Source organism: Rhizobium sp. J15, from assembly GCF_002531825.1.
Lineage (GTDB): Bacteria > Pseudomonadota > Alphaproteobacteria > Rhizobiales > Rhizobiaceae > Rhizobium.
The window spans coordinates 21,959-37,383 of sequence record NZ_NWSX01000043.1; the positions used below are offsets into that span (position 1 = coordinate 21,959).

At 60.3% G+C, this 15,425-nt stretch carries 23 protein-coding genes, 1 tRNA gene and 1 pseudogene; 12 read left to right on the plus strand and 13 right to left on the minus strand.

Annotated elements, in window-relative coordinates; genetic code table 11:
* The first annotated feature begins 69 nt into the window (after positions 1-69).
* Complete coding sequence (locus tag CO670_RS26145) at positions 70-780, plus strand: GntR family transcriptional regulator (RefSeq protein WP_097592911.1); 711 nt, start codon at positions 70-72, stop codon at positions 778-780.
* Positions 781-828: 48 nt separating this feature from the next.
* Here the strand turns inward: CO670_RS26145 and CO670_RS26150 are convergent, their stop codons facing one another.
* Both CO670_RS26150 and CO670_RS26155 read right to left on the minus strand, forming a co-directional pair.
* Positions 829-1,242 carry a DUF4174 domain-containing protein gene (locus tag CO670_RS26150; protein ID WP_097592912.1) on the minus strand — a complete coding sequence of 138 codons (414 nt, stop codon included), beginning with the start codon at positions 1,240-1,242 and terminating at the stop codon, positions 829-831.
* Positions 1,243-1,363: 121 nt separating this feature from the next.
* Entirely contained in the window at positions 1,364-1,747 is a 384-nt protein-coding gene (locus CO670_RS26155; RefSeq protein ID WP_097592913.1) for a hypothetical protein, read from the minus strand.
* A 360-nt stretch (positions 1,748-2,107) separates the two neighbouring features.
* Between CO670_RS26155 and CO670_RS26160 the strand changes: the two genes are divergently transcribed.
* Both CO670_RS26160 and CO670_RS26165 read left to right on the plus strand, forming a co-directional pair.
* Positions 2,108-2,323, plus strand: coding sequence for a hypothetical protein (locus CO670_RS26160; protein ID WP_097592914.1), 216 nt, complete (start codon positions 2,108-2,110; stop codon positions 2,321-2,323).
* 16 nt (positions 2,324-2,339) lie between these two features.
* A complete protein-coding gene (locus CO670_RS26165) occupies positions 2,340-2,579 on the plus strand; it encodes a DUF2934 domain-containing protein (RefSeq protein WP_097592915.1) in 240 nt (79 codons plus the stop codon).
* Positions 2,580-2,999: 420 nt separating this feature from the next.
* On the opposite strand, the gene CO670_RS26170 is transcribed toward CO670_RS26165, so the two are convergent.
* Entirely contained in the window at positions 3,000-3,194 is a 195-nt protein-coding gene (locus CO670_RS26170) for a hypothetical protein (protein ID WP_088673169.1), read from the minus strand.
* Between the two features lie 122 nt (positions 3,195-3,316).
* On the opposite strand from CO670_RS26170, the gene CO670_RS26175 reads away from it, so the two are divergent.
* The 3 genes from CO670_RS26175 (at position 3,317) to CO670_RS26185 (ending at position 5,139) form a co-directional block, all read left to right on the plus strand.
* On the plus strand, positions 3,317-4,042 hold the full coding sequence (locus tag CO670_RS26175; protein ID WP_088690161.1) for a LuxR family transcriptional regulator: 726 nt from the start codon (positions 3,317-3,319) through the stop codon (positions 4,040-4,042).
* A 216-nt stretch (positions 4,043-4,258) separates the two neighbouring features.
* Positions 4,259-4,924 (plus strand): acyl-homoserine-lactone synthase, encoded by a 666-nt coding sequence (locus tag CO670_RS26180; RefSeq protein ID WP_088690160.1) that lies wholly within the window; start codon positions 4,259-4,261, stop codon positions 4,922-4,924.
* Positions 4,921-5,139, plus strand: coding sequence for a hypothetical protein (locus CO670_RS26185; RefSeq protein ID WP_088690159.1), 219 nt, complete (start codon positions 4,921-4,923; stop codon positions 5,137-5,139). The genes CO670_RS26180 and CO670_RS26185 overlap by 4 nt, the downstream gene beginning before the upstream one ends.
* Before the next feature lie 76 nt (positions 5,140-5,215).
* On the opposite strand, the gene CO670_RS26190 is transcribed toward CO670_RS26185, so the two are convergent.
* Positions 5,216-5,584, minus strand: a complete 369-nt coding sequence (locus tag CO670_RS26190) for a response regulator (RefSeq protein WP_097592939.1) — start codon at positions 5,582-5,584, stop codon at positions 5,216-5,218.
* A 195-nt stretch (positions 5,585-5,779) separates the two neighbouring features.
* Between CO670_RS26190 and CO670_RS26195 the strand changes: the two genes are divergently transcribed.
* The 3 genes from CO670_RS26195 to CO670_RS26205 all read left to right on the plus strand — a co-directional run bounded on the left by CO670_RS26195 (position 5,780) and on the right by CO670_RS26205 (position 7,699).
* Positions 5,780-5,855: transfer RNA gene (locus tag CO670_RS26195), tRNA-Ile, on the plus strand.
* A gap of 576 nt (positions 5,856-6,431) precedes the next feature.
* Complete coding sequence (locus CO670_RS26200; RefSeq protein ID WP_097592916.1) at positions 6,432-7,082, plus strand: DUF4145 domain-containing protein; 651 nt, start codon at positions 6,432-6,434, stop codon at positions 7,080-7,082.
* Positions 7,079-7,699, plus strand: coding sequence for a hypothetical protein (locus CO670_RS26205; protein WP_141502401.1), 621 nt, complete (start codon positions 7,079-7,081; stop codon positions 7,697-7,699). Before CO670_RS26200 ends, CO670_RS26205 begins: the two co-directional genes overlap by 4 nt.
* A gap of 196 nt (positions 7,700-7,895) precedes the next feature.
* Here the strand turns inward: CO670_RS26205 and CO670_RS26210 are convergent, their stop codons facing one another.
* Complete coding sequence (locus CO670_RS26210; RefSeq protein ID WP_097592918.1) at positions 7,896-8,255, minus strand: DUF2750 domain-containing protein; 360 nt, start codon at positions 8,253-8,255, stop codon at positions 7,896-7,898.
* Between the two features lie 136 nt (positions 8,256-8,391).
* Between CO670_RS26210 and CO670_RS26215 the strand changes: the two are divergent.
* Positions 8,392-8,629, plus strand: a pseudogene (locus CO670_RS26215) (DUF982 domain-containing protein).
* 99 nt (positions 8,630-8,728) lie between these two features.
* Here the strand turns inward: CO670_RS26215 and CO670_RS26220 are convergent.
* Together CO670_RS26220 and CO670_RS26225 are read right to left on the minus strand one after the other, a co-directional pair.
* Positions 8,729-9,352, minus strand: coding sequence for an outer membrane protein (locus CO670_RS26220; RefSeq protein ID WP_097592919.1), 624 nt, complete (start codon positions 9,350-9,352; stop codon positions 8,729-8,731).
* A 149-nt stretch (positions 9,353-9,501) separates the two neighbouring features.
* A complete protein-coding gene (locus CO670_RS26225) occupies positions 9,502-9,693 on the minus strand; it encodes a hypothetical protein (RefSeq protein WP_097592920.1) in 192 nt (63 codons plus the stop codon).
* 233 nt (positions 9,694-9,926) lie between these two features.
* Between CO670_RS26225 and CO670_RS33100 the strand changes: the two genes are divergently transcribed.
* Complete coding sequence (locus CO670_RS33100) at positions 9,927-10,073, plus strand: hypothetical protein (RefSeq protein ID WP_176539027.1); 147 nt, start codon at positions 9,927-9,929, stop codon at positions 10,071-10,073.
* A gap of 360 nt (positions 10,074-10,433) precedes the next feature.
* Positions 10,434-11,174 (plus strand): SIMPL domain-containing protein, encoded by a 741-nt coding sequence (locus CO670_RS26230; protein ID WP_097592921.1) that lies wholly within the window; start codon positions 10,434-10,436, stop codon positions 11,172-11,174.
* Between the two features lie 310 nt (positions 11,175-11,484).
* Here CO670_RS26230 and CO670_RS26235 read toward each other — a convergent pair whose 3' ends face one another.
* From CO670_RS26235 to CO670_RS26260, 6 genes are all read right to left on the minus strand, one after another.
* Positions 11,485-11,835, minus strand: coding sequence for a hypothetical protein (locus tag CO670_RS26235; RefSeq protein ID WP_097592922.1), 351 nt, complete (start codon positions 11,833-11,835; stop codon positions 11,485-11,487).
* A gap of 228 nt (positions 11,836-12,063) precedes the next feature.
* On the minus strand, positions 12,064-12,369 hold the full coding sequence (locus CO670_RS26240) for a hypothetical protein (RefSeq protein ID WP_088690153.1): 306 nt from the start codon (positions 12,367-12,369) through the stop codon (positions 12,064-12,066).
* A 119-nt stretch (positions 12,370-12,488) separates the two neighbouring features.
* Complete coding sequence (locus CO670_RS26245; protein WP_097592923.1) at positions 12,489-12,911, minus strand: secondary thiamine-phosphate synthase enzyme YjbQ; 423 nt, start codon at positions 12,909-12,911, stop codon at positions 12,489-12,491.
* Between the two features lie 97 nt (positions 12,912-13,008).
* Complete coding sequence (locus CO670_RS26250) at positions 13,009-13,362, minus strand: DUF1428 family protein (protein WP_097592924.1); 354 nt, start codon at positions 13,360-13,362, stop codon at positions 13,009-13,011.
* A gap of 81 nt (positions 13,363-13,443) precedes the next feature.
* Positions 13,444-14,115 (minus strand): DUF922 domain-containing protein, encoded by a 672-nt coding sequence (locus tag CO670_RS26255; RefSeq protein ID WP_097592925.1) that lies wholly within the window; start codon positions 14,113-14,115, stop codon positions 13,444-13,446.
* Complete coding sequence (locus CO670_RS26260) at positions 14,115-15,335, minus strand: MFS transporter (RefSeq protein WP_097592926.1); 1,221 nt, start codon at positions 15,333-15,335, stop codon at positions 14,115-14,117. The genes CO670_RS26255 and CO670_RS26260 overlap by 1 nt, the downstream gene beginning before the upstream one ends.
* Positions 15,336-15,425 lie beyond the last annotated feature (90 nt).

Here is a 15,425-nt window from a genome sequence, read left to right on the forward strand (position 1 = left end):
AGCACAAATTCCGTTTAACTTTTGCCGCGAAGCCGGGTATGGTTTGCCCGCCATCAGGGAATAGAATCCATGAAATCCGCCGCCAAGGCCATGCAGGCCGAAGATACCGCCGAAACCGGCGCGCAACAGATTCGCGACGCCATCCGCGAGGCGATCGTCGAGCGCAGGCTTTCTCCCGGCACCAAGCTTTCCGAAAGCGATGTCGGCAACCTCTTCAAGGTCAGCCGCACGCTCGCGCGCGCCGCCCTGCAGGCGCTCTCCTATGAAGGTCTCGTCAGCGTCGAGAAGAACCGCGGCGCCTTCGTCGCCTACCCCTCGCCCGAGGAAGCGCGCCAGATCTTTGCCGCCCGCCGCCTCGTCGAGCCCGGCATATTGCGCGAAGCGGCGGCGCGCATCACGCCTGCCGACGTCAAGCAGCTGAAACAGCTTCTGCTGGAGGAAGGCCGCCTGATGAGCGAGCGCGGCCAGACGGCGCGCCGCGCCGAAATCAAGGCATCGGGCGATTTCCATCTGATGCTGGCGGAAATTTCAGGCAATGCGATCATGCAGCGCTTCATGGAAGAACTCGTCGCCCGTTCGTCGCTGGTGATCGCGCTCTACGGCCAGTCGACGGCCTCGAGCTGCGGCCATTCGGAACATGGCGACATCATATCGGCGATCGAAAGCAAAGAACTCGACCGCGCCTGTCAGCTGATGCTGCATCACATCGCCCATATCGAGACCGATCTCGACCTGCGCGAGCGCAAGAGTCTCGGCCTCAAGGAAGCCTTCGAACTCTGATGAGGGCGGGCAGCGGCGTTGCCCAAACTTCGAATGCAATCTTGAATATTACCAGGGCGTCTTCTTCGGCAGGATCTCGAAAGCCTCGAAGATCTCCTCTGCCGTGCGCGGCTCGCTGGAGCGCAGCTTCACGGTGCCGTCGCGGCCGACCAGGATCAGTCCGAACTCGCCGGACGGCGGCCCCTGCAGCCGCTCTCTGATATCGTCGGCATCGAGTTCCCATTCGTCGTCGAACAGCGCAAACGCGCCGCCGCCGGCGATACTGAACACTTCGACGTCTTCTTCGATGAGACGCATCTGCGCCTTGCGCAGCCATTCGTCTTGAATGAGCGCGCGATCATCCTGCGCGTCGGCGAAGATGATCAATACCCGCTTTTTGTCGCGAAACTGCTCGAGCGATTGCGGAAGATCGGGCTCACGCCGGGGCGTGCCGATGATTTCATGAACAATGGATTTCAGCATGGTGCCATTCCTCGGCCATCGCTTGATGTGGCCGTATATACGCAAATAAACGGCTGGGAATGGGCGAGGTTCCGCCTGGGGGCGGAAAAGGATCGCAGCCTTGGCCGCGACCCTTATTCTGTCAGTCGCGGTTCTGGTCTTCGGCCGTATGAGCCGAAACGGCGACGAGATCCGCCGTGCCATTGGCAAGCAGACGCTTGCGCACGAGCACGCGCATCACGCGCGCTGCGGTCGAGAAAGTCATCTGGTCGAGCGGGCCTTCGCCCTCCCACGGCTTGGTCAGCCTCTCGGTGACGGCGCCAACGATGTTCATCGGCACGATGTCGGTGCATTCGCGCATGGCTTCGAAAACGAAGCTGATGGGGATGACGCGTCCCTCATGCGTGACGATCGGTTCGGTCAATTCGCTGTCCCATTCCTCGAAGGCGTAAAGCGCTTCCCGAAACAGCTGCTGGAGGTTGAACGGCGCGTGGCCGTCATGAAGTGGCGGCAGGGCATTCATCATGTCTGTCTCCTCTTGATGGATTGAAGCCAAAGTCCTCCGGTATCGGTCGCGCCAACGCGGGGAACCAAGCGTTTTGCTGCCCCCTGCGAACCGAATAACACGATTGATTCTATAGAGTAACACGCAGGGGTAAAGCCCATTTATCGGCCGCCTCGGAAGCCAATTCCATAAGGCGCTGATATTCCTGCATGTTTTAGTCGAAATTTTCTCGACTGCCACCATTCTTAAAAATCTATGCCACGGTCGAAAATAGGCGCTTCAAAACGGCTCAACAGGCCCAAAAACCCTGCAAATTCACGGAACTTTTGCCGCGGTAATTTGTTTTTCTCACAATCGCCAAACCGACTGGGGTTATCACCAATGACGCAAATCCGTGAACCGGAGCGCCGAAGCAGAATCCTGCGCGGTCGCCCCTATAGCCTTGACGAATTCGCCTCCAAATACGGCCTGCAAAGCGAGCAGGCCGAGAGCCTATTCACCCGCTTCGGGCCGTCCTCGATCGAACTCGACCTGCTGATGGCGGCCAAGCGCCGCGCGCCGGTTTCCGAGGACAAAATTGCCGACGAACGCCCCTGAAGAACGGAACGGATCAATGAGCGACAGACGCCACGAATGGATCAGCAAGAGAGCCTACGCGATCTGGGAGGAACAGGGCCGTCCGCACGGGCGTGAGAACGAGCATTGGCGCCAGGCGGTTGCCGAACGCGATGCGCTGGAACGCACGCAAGCCTCGATCGACGGCCGCGAGGTGCTGGTGAAATTCCGCCCCAAGCCGCCGCGCCCAGAACTGCCGAGCCAGGACTGGATCGATCCTTCGACGAAGGTCGGCTGACCTTTATCCATTACCCGCTTCAAGAGAGAGGTCGCGGCCTGCCGGTAAAGAAGACCGGCAGGCGGACCTCTTTCTGCATGGCATAGCACACAGAATCAGCCGCACGACGCCACAGTCACGCGGATGATGAGCGCCGCCCACATCGAGCAAACGTCTAAAATGGCACAATGCAGCCGCTTTCAGAGGCGCCGCTGCTCTCGCTGGAAACGCTTCGTCAAGCATATCGGCACAAATCCAGGGACTATGCGCCCGGCGCCGACCCGCCCGAGACATTGCCGCTCGACACTCTCCTCGCAAAATCGGAAACGGATAGACATGAAAACGGGCTCACGCGCGAAGCACGGATTCATCTTGGCCCGGCACCGATCGATCTGTTTATTTCGGGGAAAAGCCTGATACCGCCGAGGCAGCCAAGCCTTGTCAGAAGGCTTTGTTTTCCTCGCAAAGCGCCCGGTGGACCTCGGTCCAGAACAGCGCCAGCGGGGTGTCGCCATTGCGTTCGGCCACGAGGGCGCGGATCAGCGCTTCGGAGCCTGCCATGTCCTGCCAGCTGGATTTCAGGCCTTTGGCGGCCTGTCGGCATTCGGCAATCTCGAACGGTCTCTTGCTGTCCATATGAGGCCTCCTCATGCAAGGCGCTAACAGACGGAGCCCGGATTGTCATTCCCCGCATATGTGGGGATGCCTTGTATTTGTGAGGGTGCTCACGGTAGGATTGAGGGAATGGGGCAGTTGAAATGACCGAGAATACTTACAGCGAAAAGTTCGAGTCCACCTTCGAACAGATCAAGGCAGCAGCCAATGTGGATGCCGCCATCCGCATTCTGCAGGCCGAATATGCTCTCGATTTCGTCACCTACCATCTTGCCCAGACGATCGCGAGCAAGATCGATTCTCCCTTCGTGCGCACCACCTATCCGGATGCCTGGGTCTCCCGCTACCTCCTGAACAGCTATGTGAAGGTCGATCCGATCGTCAAGCAGGGCTTCGAGCGCCAACTGCCCTTCGACTGGAGCGAGGTCGAGCCGACGCCGGAGGCCTATGCCATGCTCGTCGACGCCCAAAAGCACGGCATCGGCGGCAACGGCTATTCCATCCCCGTCGCCGACAAGGCGCAGCGCCGCGCCCTCCTGTCGCTCAACGCCCGCATCCCGGCCGAGGAATGGAACGAACTCGTCCGCCGCTGCCGCAACGAATGGATCGAAATCGCCCACCTGATCCACCGCAAGGCGGTCTACGAGCTTCACGGCGAGAACGATCCGGTGCCGACATTGTCGCCGCGCGAGATCGAATGCCTGCACTGGACGGCCCTCGGCAAGGATTACAAGGACATCTCGGTCATTCTGGGCATCTCCGAGCACACCACGCGCGATTACCTGAAGACCGCCCGCTTCAAGCTCGGCTGCGCCACGATTTCGGCGGCCGCCTCGCGGGCCGTGCAACTGCGCATCATCAATCCTTAAAAGATCCGAATCCGATTTCGCAGGCGTCGGTTCGAGAGCGTCGCGATATTTGAGATTGCCGCCGCGCTTTCGCGCCTTGCTTGCGCATGTCCGGACGCCAATCCTCATACTTTTGGGCTAATCCCCCCATCTGAGGGGGCTCATCTGAGGGAATTTCCGATCCTCGCCGTCTGGACCATTCTGCTCTCCACGGACTTGCAAACGCTGGAGGGCAAAATGTTCGTTATCATTCAGGCACATGAGTATCAGAAATACGCCGCCGTACTCGACCAGTTGTTTCGCCTGCGCAAGAAGATCTTCGCCGATACGCTCGGCTGGGACGTTCCCGTGATCGGCCCCTACGAACGCGACAGCTACGACTCCCTCTCCCCCGCCTATCTCGTCTGGTGCAACGACAGCCGCACCCGTCTCTACGGCGGCATGCGCCTGATGCCGACGACCGGCCCGACGCTTCTCTACGACGTCTTCCGCGAGACGTTCCCGGCCGCTGCCGAGCTCGTCGCCCCCGGCATCTGGGAAGGCACCCGCATGTGCATCGACGAGGAAGCGATCGCTAAAGACTTCCCGCAGATCGATGCCGGCCGCGCCTTCTCCATGCTGCTGCTTGCGCTGTGCGAATGCGCGCTGGAGCACGGCATCCATACGATGATTTCCAATTACGAACCCCACCTCAAGCGCGTCTACAAGCGCGCCGGGGCCGAAGTGGAAGAACTCGGCCGCGCCGACGGATACGGCAAGTATCCCGTCTGCTGCGGCGCCTTCGAAGTGTCGGACCGCGTGCTGCGCAAGATGCGCGCCGCCCTCGGCCTGACCCTACCCCTTTATGTCAGGCACGTGCCGGTTCGCTCGGTCGTGACCCAATTCCTGGAGATGGCAGCATGAACCGCCTCGTTGAAACCGCAACCCAGAAAGATCTCGGCGCGCTGGAGCGCCACGTTCTCGCCTCCCGAGACATAGCCACCCAGATGGGGGATTCCTTCCTCTCCTATCTCCTCTCGATGGCGCTGTTCACCATCTACGAGAAGAAGGCCCGCTACGAAAATGAGGCGCTGAAGAGCGGCTCGGCTGAAGACGCGGTCCTCCCCCGCCGCGCCTGAAGACGAGCACGCCTCCCGGCCGCCCCGCGCGCAGCCCCGAAACCCGCAACAGGTTTTGAAGGGCTGCGCGCCGCGGTCAGCTCATCAGGGAATCGATCGTCGTGATCAGCGTATCGTGCATGTAGGGCTTCGGCAGGAAGGCCGTGTTGGCGGGCAGCGCCATCGGATCGAGCCGCACCATGCCGGAGGTGATGATGATGCCGATGTTCGGCCGCATCGCCCTCACCCGCTTGGCAAGCTGGATGCCGTCCATCGAGCCGGCCATGTTGACGTCGGTGAAGAGAATATCGACATCCTGCCGCCCCTTCAGCACCACCAGCGCCTCATCGGCATTCGCCGCTTCCAGCGCCACATGGCCGACATCCTCCAGCACATCGAGGATATTGAACCGGATAATCGGCTCATCCTCCACGATGAGCACCACGGCACTGTTCGAAGCCACCATCGCGATCGCCCTCTTCATCGACTACGATCAATAATTGTCGCCCGCGCGACAAGGTTCCAGTGCCCTGCACACGAAATATGCATCGTCCACAGATGCTTGCGCTCTCCGCTTGTGGCTCCCTGCAATTTGCGTTAGAGCGGAACCCGTGCCGCGGGAACCATTGCCCCGGCATCCCGCGTCCTCCATCGGCGCCAAGGGCCTGTAGCTCAATGGTTAGAGCCGGCGGCTCATAACCGCTTGGTTGGGGGTTCGAGTCCCTCCGGGCCCACCAACCGCACTTCTGCGAAATAAATATTCAACAAAATTAATAACTTATCCTGCGATAAAATGCCTAAAGAGGCATTTTGGGGGGTCTGAGGGTCAAATACCCCACGTTTTCGGGTCAGGATACCGCCAAGGGTGTCGAGGCAAGTATAGTTTCGGTCGGCTCATCAGGGTTGCTCGGAGCGATTATACAAATCGGATCATACACTTCGGCGGGAAGTCGAACTCGCCGGATCGCCGAGTAGAAGCTAGGTAATTTTTCCTCACGGTTGCGGGTTCGTGTCCGAAACGTTGCAGGTTCGAGTCCTTCATCATTCAACTAACTGTTGACTGCTCGACAATCGGCGCCATCACCGCAGGAATATATTCCTAGATTTGTGAGAGGGATCTACAATGACGAAGCGCTCCTCAGGTATGCCAAACGAACAATCGCAAAGTGTGATGGAAGAACGAAAGCGAGAGGCCGAGCGACTTATGGATGCTCATGACGCTGGAAACGGTGACGTTGAATGTACCGCTGAAATAAATCATGGTTGTTCGCTGAATCGGGGGTGAATGAATCCCCGCTTGCGGGGACATTGCGATGAGTTGGTGGGACCTTGGCGAAGGATCAGGATACCGGAGTTATGACGGTGATCTGCCGCTTCAGGAGGTAACCTGTGGCTTCTGCGGAGAAGTTGGTCGGTTCGGGTTTGAAAGTCGGGTAGCAAAGAAAAGGCCGGATAAATCCAAAGAATTGCACTACGATGTTCTAGTCTGTCAGCAGTGCGGCAACCTGACCTCCGTTTTTTGGGGCATCGGTAATTCCGGCCTTGTTGGGCTACATCAAGTCCCGTGGCCGCGAAACACAACAAGGTGGCCTAAACACTGGCCCGATGATGTTGGGCGATACTGGCTGCAAGCGATGCGAAGCGTTGAGGCGTCCAACTATGATGCTGCCGCACTGATGGCCCGAAGCGCAGTGCAATTGGTGCTTCGCTATCAGGATGCCGAAGGCGACAGTCTGTTCAAAGAGATCAAAGACCTTGGTGGCAAGGGCATACTACCACCCATCATGGTGGAGTGGGCGCACGAGGTGAGGGAGATTGGAAACAGCAACGCGCATCCGACGCCAGGTGCGTCCGGGACTTTAGCTGCCGACGCTTTAGCGGTAGTCGAGTATCTAAGTATGCTGCTGAAAATAGTGTACGACCTCCCTCACCAGATAGCCGAGCATCGAGGTCGAAAGGCGTGATCGCAGAAAGCGCGCCTTGGAAAGATCAACTGTTGAAGGACGCCGATCTGATTGAGAGGTGGGCCGCGAAAGCGCGGGCAACAGAGCGTGGCTCAATCCTGATCGAGCGGAAGGTTTTCGTCTCGGCCTTCGCGATGCGCAAACTCATCGAGTGCGAGAAGGTCTCAAGCGATGTCGATGGGCGCAGCGTCCGCGCCGAGAGGTTCGACCTGCTGCCCGGTCAAACGCTGGACTGGTGGAAGCGTCACTCGTTCTGGGAAGCGTTCGACGTGAAGGCTCCTTCGACCTGCTCACTAGGGGTCGGTGATCTGCTCGACATCATCGTCCACAGTAAGGTCTTCTCCGAGTGCGTCTACGCCGAGGACGATCTTCGGGTGAACGGCTTCTTCGTCACGTCCGATCGTAAGGACAAACACCTTTGGCTTGTCCCACTCACCGCCTACACTGACCTGATGCGGCGCATCGGCAACGACTACCCCGACTTCAGGATCGTGTTCGATGATGAAGGCAAGCACTTCTCCTGGCGAGGGCATGGGGAGCCGCCTGTTCATATCGCCAAAAAGATGGAATCTATGGCGTCTGGCAGAATCAAACCTAAGCCCAAGGAGGGCGCATAAATTAACCCATTTCGGGTTCACCAAATATGGGGTACCCCTGGCGGCATCGAGTGCGATCAGAGGCTAAAAGATCAATTATTTCAACGCCTCGCGGTTGCCTCCGGCCCACCATCATCCGTTTATGCAGGCGTCATATCGTTGCCGTTCCAGATGTGAGAGACAAAGGCGGCGTGGACAAATTGGCAGAGTGCTTGAGCTAAAATTCTTCTTCGTTTGCTGTCAGTCGAGCCAGCACATCTGTTGGGAGCAAATCGTATCCTGTCGCCCTCTTGCCCGACCAGTTGAGCCCGCAATAAAGCCCATCAGTTATCAGGCCCGGCAACCACCGTTTGATGAATTCCGACAACGCAATGGGCACTGGCTTGAAGTCGCGGTACGCCGGGACACTCTGGATTACCGAACTTGCCCTTTTTTCCGACGACCAAAAGGGCATTGCCGTTTCACCGGACGCGTTTGTCGACGTAGGGAAACCATCCTTGTCTTTGATGCCCCAGACCTGTGCGCCATCCAGCACCTCGGAGACAAAGGCGTCGGCGTTGATAGAAGAAATGCTCATTCTTCAGGATGAACAGCAAACACAGATTTTCGCAAGAGAGGGAACTCGAATAGCAACATGTCGGCCGGCACAGCAGCCGTGGGAACGAATCGCCAAGTGACTCGTTGAGTCGCTGGTCCGTGGGAGGGACCACGCCATGAGCACACGACGTTTCAAGGCGGTGACAATCACGATCAATGGAAAAAAGAAAAACCTTGAGGACGGTCTTGCAGGCCGGAAATGCCTTGCTCAACGACTGGCCCGAGCAAACGCCGGCGGCCAAGGCCGCTGAGATGATTGTGCTTGATGTGTTCGCCGATATCGCAGAGCCGGAGGAGGTCCGTCGCGCACTTATAGCTGCAGCCAGAGCCAGCGATATAAAGTGCAGTTCGTGACGGATGAGAGGACGCGCTCCTGGCGCCACAGGTGCCGTAAAACGCAGAAGCCCCGCTGTCTTGGCGGGGCCTTCTCACTATTGATCTGACAAAAAGCCCTTAGAACTTTACGCCGATCCCGAACTTGACTTCGTGCTGATCGAGATCGACATCCACACCGAGAACGTCCTTCTCGCCGAAGTCGTTGAACCGATACTCGCCGCGGGCGAAGATGTTGTTGGTGATGGCAAAGTCGACGCCGGCCCCGACGGTGTAACCGTTGAAAGTCTCCGTCTCTTTATCCAATCCCGGCAGATCGACGTAGCCGCGCGTGGCGGTCCAGCCGGCGGCGCCGTAGATCAGTGCTTTGTCGAAGGCGTAGCCGACACGGCCGCGAACAGCGCCGGCCCAATCGGTCCCAACGTCCGCTCCCAGCGTTTCCTCTTCATTCCAGTTGTGTTCGAGGTTGCCTTCGATGCCGACTACAATGTTGTCGAACTGGAAGTTATAACCTGCAAATCCGCCGAAGACGCCGCCGTTGAAGTCCTCGGAAGCGCTGGCCCCACCGGCGCTGAAGTCACCGTTGAGCCATGCCGCACCGCCATCGATACCGAAGTACGGACCCGACCAGGTGAAAACAGGCGCAGCCGCAACCGGGGCGGCCGGGATGTCTTGAACAGCATCGGCGGCAAATGCGGTGGTTCCGAGAAGTGCGAGCAAAGTAGTCGCGATAGTCAGTTTCATCTTCTGTACCCATGATTACAACGCAACCAGAAGATACCGCGCCACTCAACAGAAAGCTGTATCTACAGCGGCACACACGCACAATGGTGCGGTAACGGACAAAGCTGTTCCGTTTGACAAGCGACGATTTTCGCAAGGGCATCACGTCTCTAATAGCTGCAAGACCGCCCATCGCTCGGTCTGAACCCACCGCCGCAAGCTGGATTGAGCGGCTGACGCTCGTAATAACCGCCGCCGATCGACGACGTGTAATCGAGGTTTCCTGATGACGTGCAGGCCGAAGTGATCGTGGCAAGGCTGATCAGCGTTCCGGTCGCGACAAGTGCGAAAAATCGGTTCATCTGAGCTTCTCCTTCGGAGGGCATGGCTTGAGCCCGAGCTACGCAGTCTACCACGCCGAGGCGATTGCCGGGCGAGGTTTCATCGCGGCGGGCGGCTCCCGACGCGCCTTCTAACGTCAATGTGATCGTCATGCACGCCTGTGCATAGCAGTCATGCCAAATTGCCCATTGCGAAGGCAGCCTGGGCAAAATATATGCCGCCGGCTAACAAAAAAAAGAATGAGTGAATTGCCATGAGTGCCATACATAAACTTTTCAACCGCAATCTCCTGAGCCGGTTCGTATCCGGTCTCGGTGCGGTTCCCCAGCGCATTCGCGAAGCACGCGAAGAGCGCAAGCCCGCCATCCATCCCTCCTTCATGGATGATTTCGGCGCTTGAATTCAAGCACCGCGTCCGCTAGCCACAGGGCAAGGCATGGCCTTGCCCTGGCTGGCGTGCATCTTCAGTTCACGACCGGTGACGCCGGTTCGGGCTGACCGGCCTTGGTCGCCCCTGTTTCTTAACCCATCTTCTTTGCTATCGGTTTTGCCGGATTTAGGAAGCGGCGGGGCATGTTTGCTTGCCGTGGCACCGGCGTGCCGTGTGGCACCCCTCTGTCTTCTTGTCCAGCCGGACGGCAGCGCCGAACACCCCAACATTTTTCTCTTCCCGCACCCCGCCCATCCCATTCCGCCGCAATAGCTTCACAATCAACCGACAGAAAGTTCATCCGGGAAACGACAACTAGGGAATGAAAACATGGCGCCGATTCTTTCCAAGACTCTTGTAATGACTGCTCTTCTGGCCCTGCCGCTCGCCAGCGCGGCCCCCGCATTCGCGCAGGAGGCAAAGCCGCGCGAGCCGGTGATTTCGGTGACGGGCAATGGCGAATCGGCGCTCGCTCCCGATATGGCCGTCGTCAATCTTGCCGTCGTCAAGCAGGCCAAGACCGCCCGCGAAGCGCTCGACGAGAACAACAAGGCGATGAACGACGTGCTCAAGGCGCTGAAGGACGGCGGTATCGCCGAGCGCGACCTGCAGACTTCGGGCTTTTCCATCCAGCCGCAATATAACTATCCGCAGCCGGTCGACGGCCAGCCGCAGCAGCCGCAGCTGATCGGCTACCAGACCATCAATTCGGTGACCGTCAGGCTGCGCGATCTCGCCAAGCTCGGCCAGGTGATCGATCAGTCCGTCAGCCTCGGCATCAACCAGGGCGGCGACATCCAGTTCACCAACGACAAGCCGGAAACCGCCCTCGAAGACGCGCGCAAGAATGCCGTCGCCGATGCGGTGAAAAAGGCGAAGACGCTGAGCGAAGCCGCCGGCGTCAAGCTCGGCCGCATTCTCGAGATCAACGAGGTCGAACCGCGTCCGCTGCCGCAGCCGGTCTATCGCGCCACGATGATGAAGGAAGCTTCGGATGCCGCCGTTCCCGTCCAGGGCGGCGAGAACAACTATAATGTCAGCGTCACCGTGACCTTTGCCATCGAGCAGTAAAAATGCAAGCGCCGGGCGGTGGCTAAAGCCCCTCCCCAACCCCTCCCCACAAGGGGGAGGGGCTAACATGCTGCACCGCTTCACATGACCTCGACCGCCGCAATCGCTGAGCGGCGGCAGCTAAAAAGACTTTCTTTTTGGTCGCTGCAGGCAACCGCGACTTAGCCCCTCCCCCTTGTGGAGAGGGGTTGGGGAGGGGTCTGCCGAGCAAAAAGCCCCAAAAAAAGAAACCGCCCTTGCCGATCCGGAAAGACTGGCAAAGGCGGTTCTGGCCGCCGCATCGGGGAGACGAGGCGGTATTTCTATGAAATCAGCGGCGCAGCGGAGGGCAGCCGCGGACGTTGGCGAAGCTCATCTCGTCGGGGCCGCGACGGGTCCAGCCCTGAACGATGACGCGCCGCGGGGTGATGTCGACGACGCGGGCGCGGCGGAGGCCGTAATCGCGGGCCATGTCTTCGGCAAGGCGCGGATCGCAGGCGCGCGGGCGGCGGCCGTAGCCGTAGCCGGGCGGCGGAGGCGGACGGCGATAATCCGGCGGCGGGTTACGATCCGGCTCGCCGATGATAATATTCAACTGGGCGGCAGCCGGAGCCGCGGTGCCGGCAAGGGTGCCGGCGATCAGCATGGCGGCAAGGCCCGCCTTTGCCATAAATTGCATCATTAAAAACCTCTCCTTTGAAGTCGGTGCGGTCGAGCCGCCCTCCCCATTGCCCCATCGCGCCGAAGCGTCGGCTGGGAATCACTCATGCGGTTCTGACAAGAGACGGCGGAAAGTGGCACCGTCAAGGCAAAACGGCCGGAAACGCCGGTATTGCGCGCCCGGCCGCAGTCCTTAGAGCATGATGCCGAAAAGTGTGAGCGGTTTTCTCATGACATCATGCTCCAACTATTAGCGCCGGATCAGCGGGCAGCCGCGGACATTGGCGAAGACCATCCGGTCCCAGCCGCGGCGGTCGCGGCCGGCAACGACGACGACGCGCGGCGACATGCGGGTGATATGGGCTCTGTGCAGACCGAAGTCGCGCGCCTTGCGCACCGCATGCATCGGCGAGCAGCCGCGGATCGGGCGATGGTACTGCGCCTCGACGATGTAGCTCGTCTGCGGCCCTGCGGCAGCTGCCGTGGAAGTCGTGGCCGGAATGGTGCAGAGGGCGAGCAATGCGGCAAGGCCGGCCTTGGTAAGGAAATGCGTCATGAGGGTCTCCGTCGATTGATACCTAAGCTCTCCCTTCAGGGATTGTCTCGACAGTAAACGCCACAAACTGAATGGTGTTCGAACCGAACATTCACATTTCATTCACAAGGATTAATCCTTCAGTTGCCGAGATGCAGCACGATTTCGCGCCAGTGCGGCCGGTCGCGGTGCTCGAAGAGATAGAGGCCCTGCCAGGTGCCGAGCATCAACCGGCCCCTCGAAACGGGAATGCCGATCGAGACCTGCGTCAGCGCCGCCTTGATATGCGCCGGCATATCGTCCGGCCCTTCGTCCCGATGCACGACCCAGCCCATCGAGGGATCGGAGGCTGGCGGCACGAGGCGGCGGAAGAAGGAGAGAAGGTCGGTCTGCACGTCCGGATCGGCATTTTCCTGGATCAGCAGCGAGCAGGAAGTATGGCGCACGAAGACGGTGAGCAGCCCCTCCGCCTGACCGGAGGCGCGCACGAATGCCTCCGCCTGATCAGTGAATTCGTAGAGGCCCTGCCCGCGTGTGGAAAGGTTAAGCATCGTCTGGGGCAAGGCGCCCTCCCCGTCTCGGATTGTCTCTCCCGCGAGTTGGCGCGCCGCGGCCGGCAAGTCAATGCCTGCCGCGAACCGGAACGGCATGAAGATCGCGTCAGAGCCTGAGCAGCGTCTCGAAGCCGCCATAGATCATCCGCTTGCCATCGAACGGCATCTGCCACTGGTCGCCCTTCAGCCTCGCATCGTCCATCACCTTGGCATTGATCTCGTCGCGCTCCTGCCGGGATCGGTAGAGGATCCAGGAAAACACCACCACCTCATCCTGCTTGGCCTGCACGGCGCGGGGAAAGGACGTCAGCTCGCCATAGGGCACGTCGTCGCCGATGCATTCGACATATTCGAGCGCCCCATATTCCTTCCAGATCGAGCCGGCAAAGGCCGAGAATTCCTTATAGGCCTCGATATTCTCCTTCGGCACCGCAACGATGAAACCATCGACATAGGACATCGCACTCCTCCTCCTAACCTCGTTAGCGGGAGAGATAGGAGAGCTGCCGGGCAGGTCCAGGCCAGGCCCGGCTCCGGCCGATCAAGGCCCGTTCACCAGCTTGAGGATGAGCTGCTGGATATTGCCGCCGTCGCCCATTTCCACCTTGTCGAAGTCGCGGCCGCGCTGGCGCTGCTTCATGGAAATCTCGCCGAGGCGGCGGGTGAGTTCGATCCTGATCTTCTTGCAGCCCGGGTCGTCGGCGACGGTCAGCCCGATGCTCATCGCTTCGATTTCCTTGACCATTTCCTTGATGGTGTCGCCATGCACGCGCTCATGCGCCTCAACGCCCGATCTGAACACCTCCCAGCTGCTCTTGACCGGCCCCGGCAGCTCGGCCGCCGGTTTCGGCAGCGTGTAGGTGATGATGAGCTTCGGGCGGTTGGTGACGATGACGCAGGCGGTGCCCTGCGGCTCGTATTTCCGGGTCCAGGTCAGCTTGAAGGTCGTATGCGCGATCACCCGGCCGGTGACCCCGGCCTTCGGGCCATTCGCGCCGATCGATTCGTAGAGCTCGGCGCCGGTCCTGCCCGATATCGAATAGGGCCGCACTTCTTCGACCGCCTGCCAATCACCCGAGGCCGCGGCCGGCATCGACGCAGAAAATGCCGCCAGCACACCGAATAGAAAAACTGCCCTCACGCACACCCCGCCCGAATGATGTTTCGCGCCGACCCTAATGGGACTATCCGCCGCTTTCAACGACGCATGCATCAACCCTGCAGCGTCTTGACCTTGGTGAGAGCGGGAAAGAGCCGCATCCACAGGAGAACGACGATGATCGTGCCGAGTCCGCCGGCGATGCCGGTGGCGACCGGCCCGAGCACGGCCGCCATCATGCCCGATTCGAATTCGCCGAGCTGGTTGGAGGTGCCGATGAACAGCGCGTTGACGGCACTGACGCGCCCGCGCATCTCGTCCGGCGTCAGAAGCTGCACCAGCGAGCTGCGCACGACGACGCTCACCGTATCGGAGGCGCCGACGACGAGCAGGGCTGCGACGGAGAGCGCGATATTGGTGGAAAGCGCAAAGACGATGGTGGCAAGCCCGAACACCGCCACGGCGGCGAGCATCTTGCGCCCGACATTGCTCTCCAGCGGCCGGCGGGCAAGCACGATCGACATGGCAAGCGCGCCGATCGCCGGGGCAGCACGCAAGAGCCCGAGACCCCAGGGGCCGGCATGCAGGATATCGCGGGCAAAGATCGGCAGCAGTGCGGTGGCGCCGCCGAGCAGCACCGCGAAGAGATCGAGCGAGATCGTGCCGAGCATGACCGGCCGGCTGCGAATGAAGGAGACGCCGGCAAAGACGGAGGCGAGCGTCACCTTCTCGCGCTTGCCGGGCACCCACTGCATGCGGATCGAGATGACGTTGAAACTCGCCACGGCAAAGAGCAGCGCCGATACGGCGAAGGGCGCGACGGGATCGAGCCCGTAAAGCAGGCCGCCGAGCGAGGGACCAATGATCAGCGCCGTCTGCATCATCGAGGTGGAGGTTGCGACCGCCTTCTGCAGCATCGAGGCCGGCACGATGTTCGGCAGCAGCGCCGCCATGGTCGGCCGCTCGAAAGCGACGACGGCACCGAGCACGGTGACGGCGGCGAGAATGCCTGAAGGCGTCAGCCATTGCTGCCAGGTGGCGATCGCCAGCACCAGCGCCGTCATCGCCTCGATCAGCTGGCAGAAAAGCCCGATGCGCCGCCGGTCGAACCGGTCGGCGACATGGCCGACGACGAAGGTCAGCACCGCCATCGGCAGGAACTGGCAAAGACCGACGAGGCCGAGCGCAAAGGCGCTGTGCGTCTGGCCATAGATCATCCACCCCATGGCGATGCCGATGGACTGGAAGGAGAGCGAGGAAAAGACGCGGGAGGCAGCGAAGTTCAGATAGCCGGGGTGGCGAAGAACGCTCCGCGGGCCTTGGGAAATGTCCATTGCGATGTCACCGGCCGGCGGGGGCTGCGGCCTTCAGGGGGTTGTGAATATCCTTGGGTGTTCTGCTCCAAAGGCCGGTTTGTCAATCGG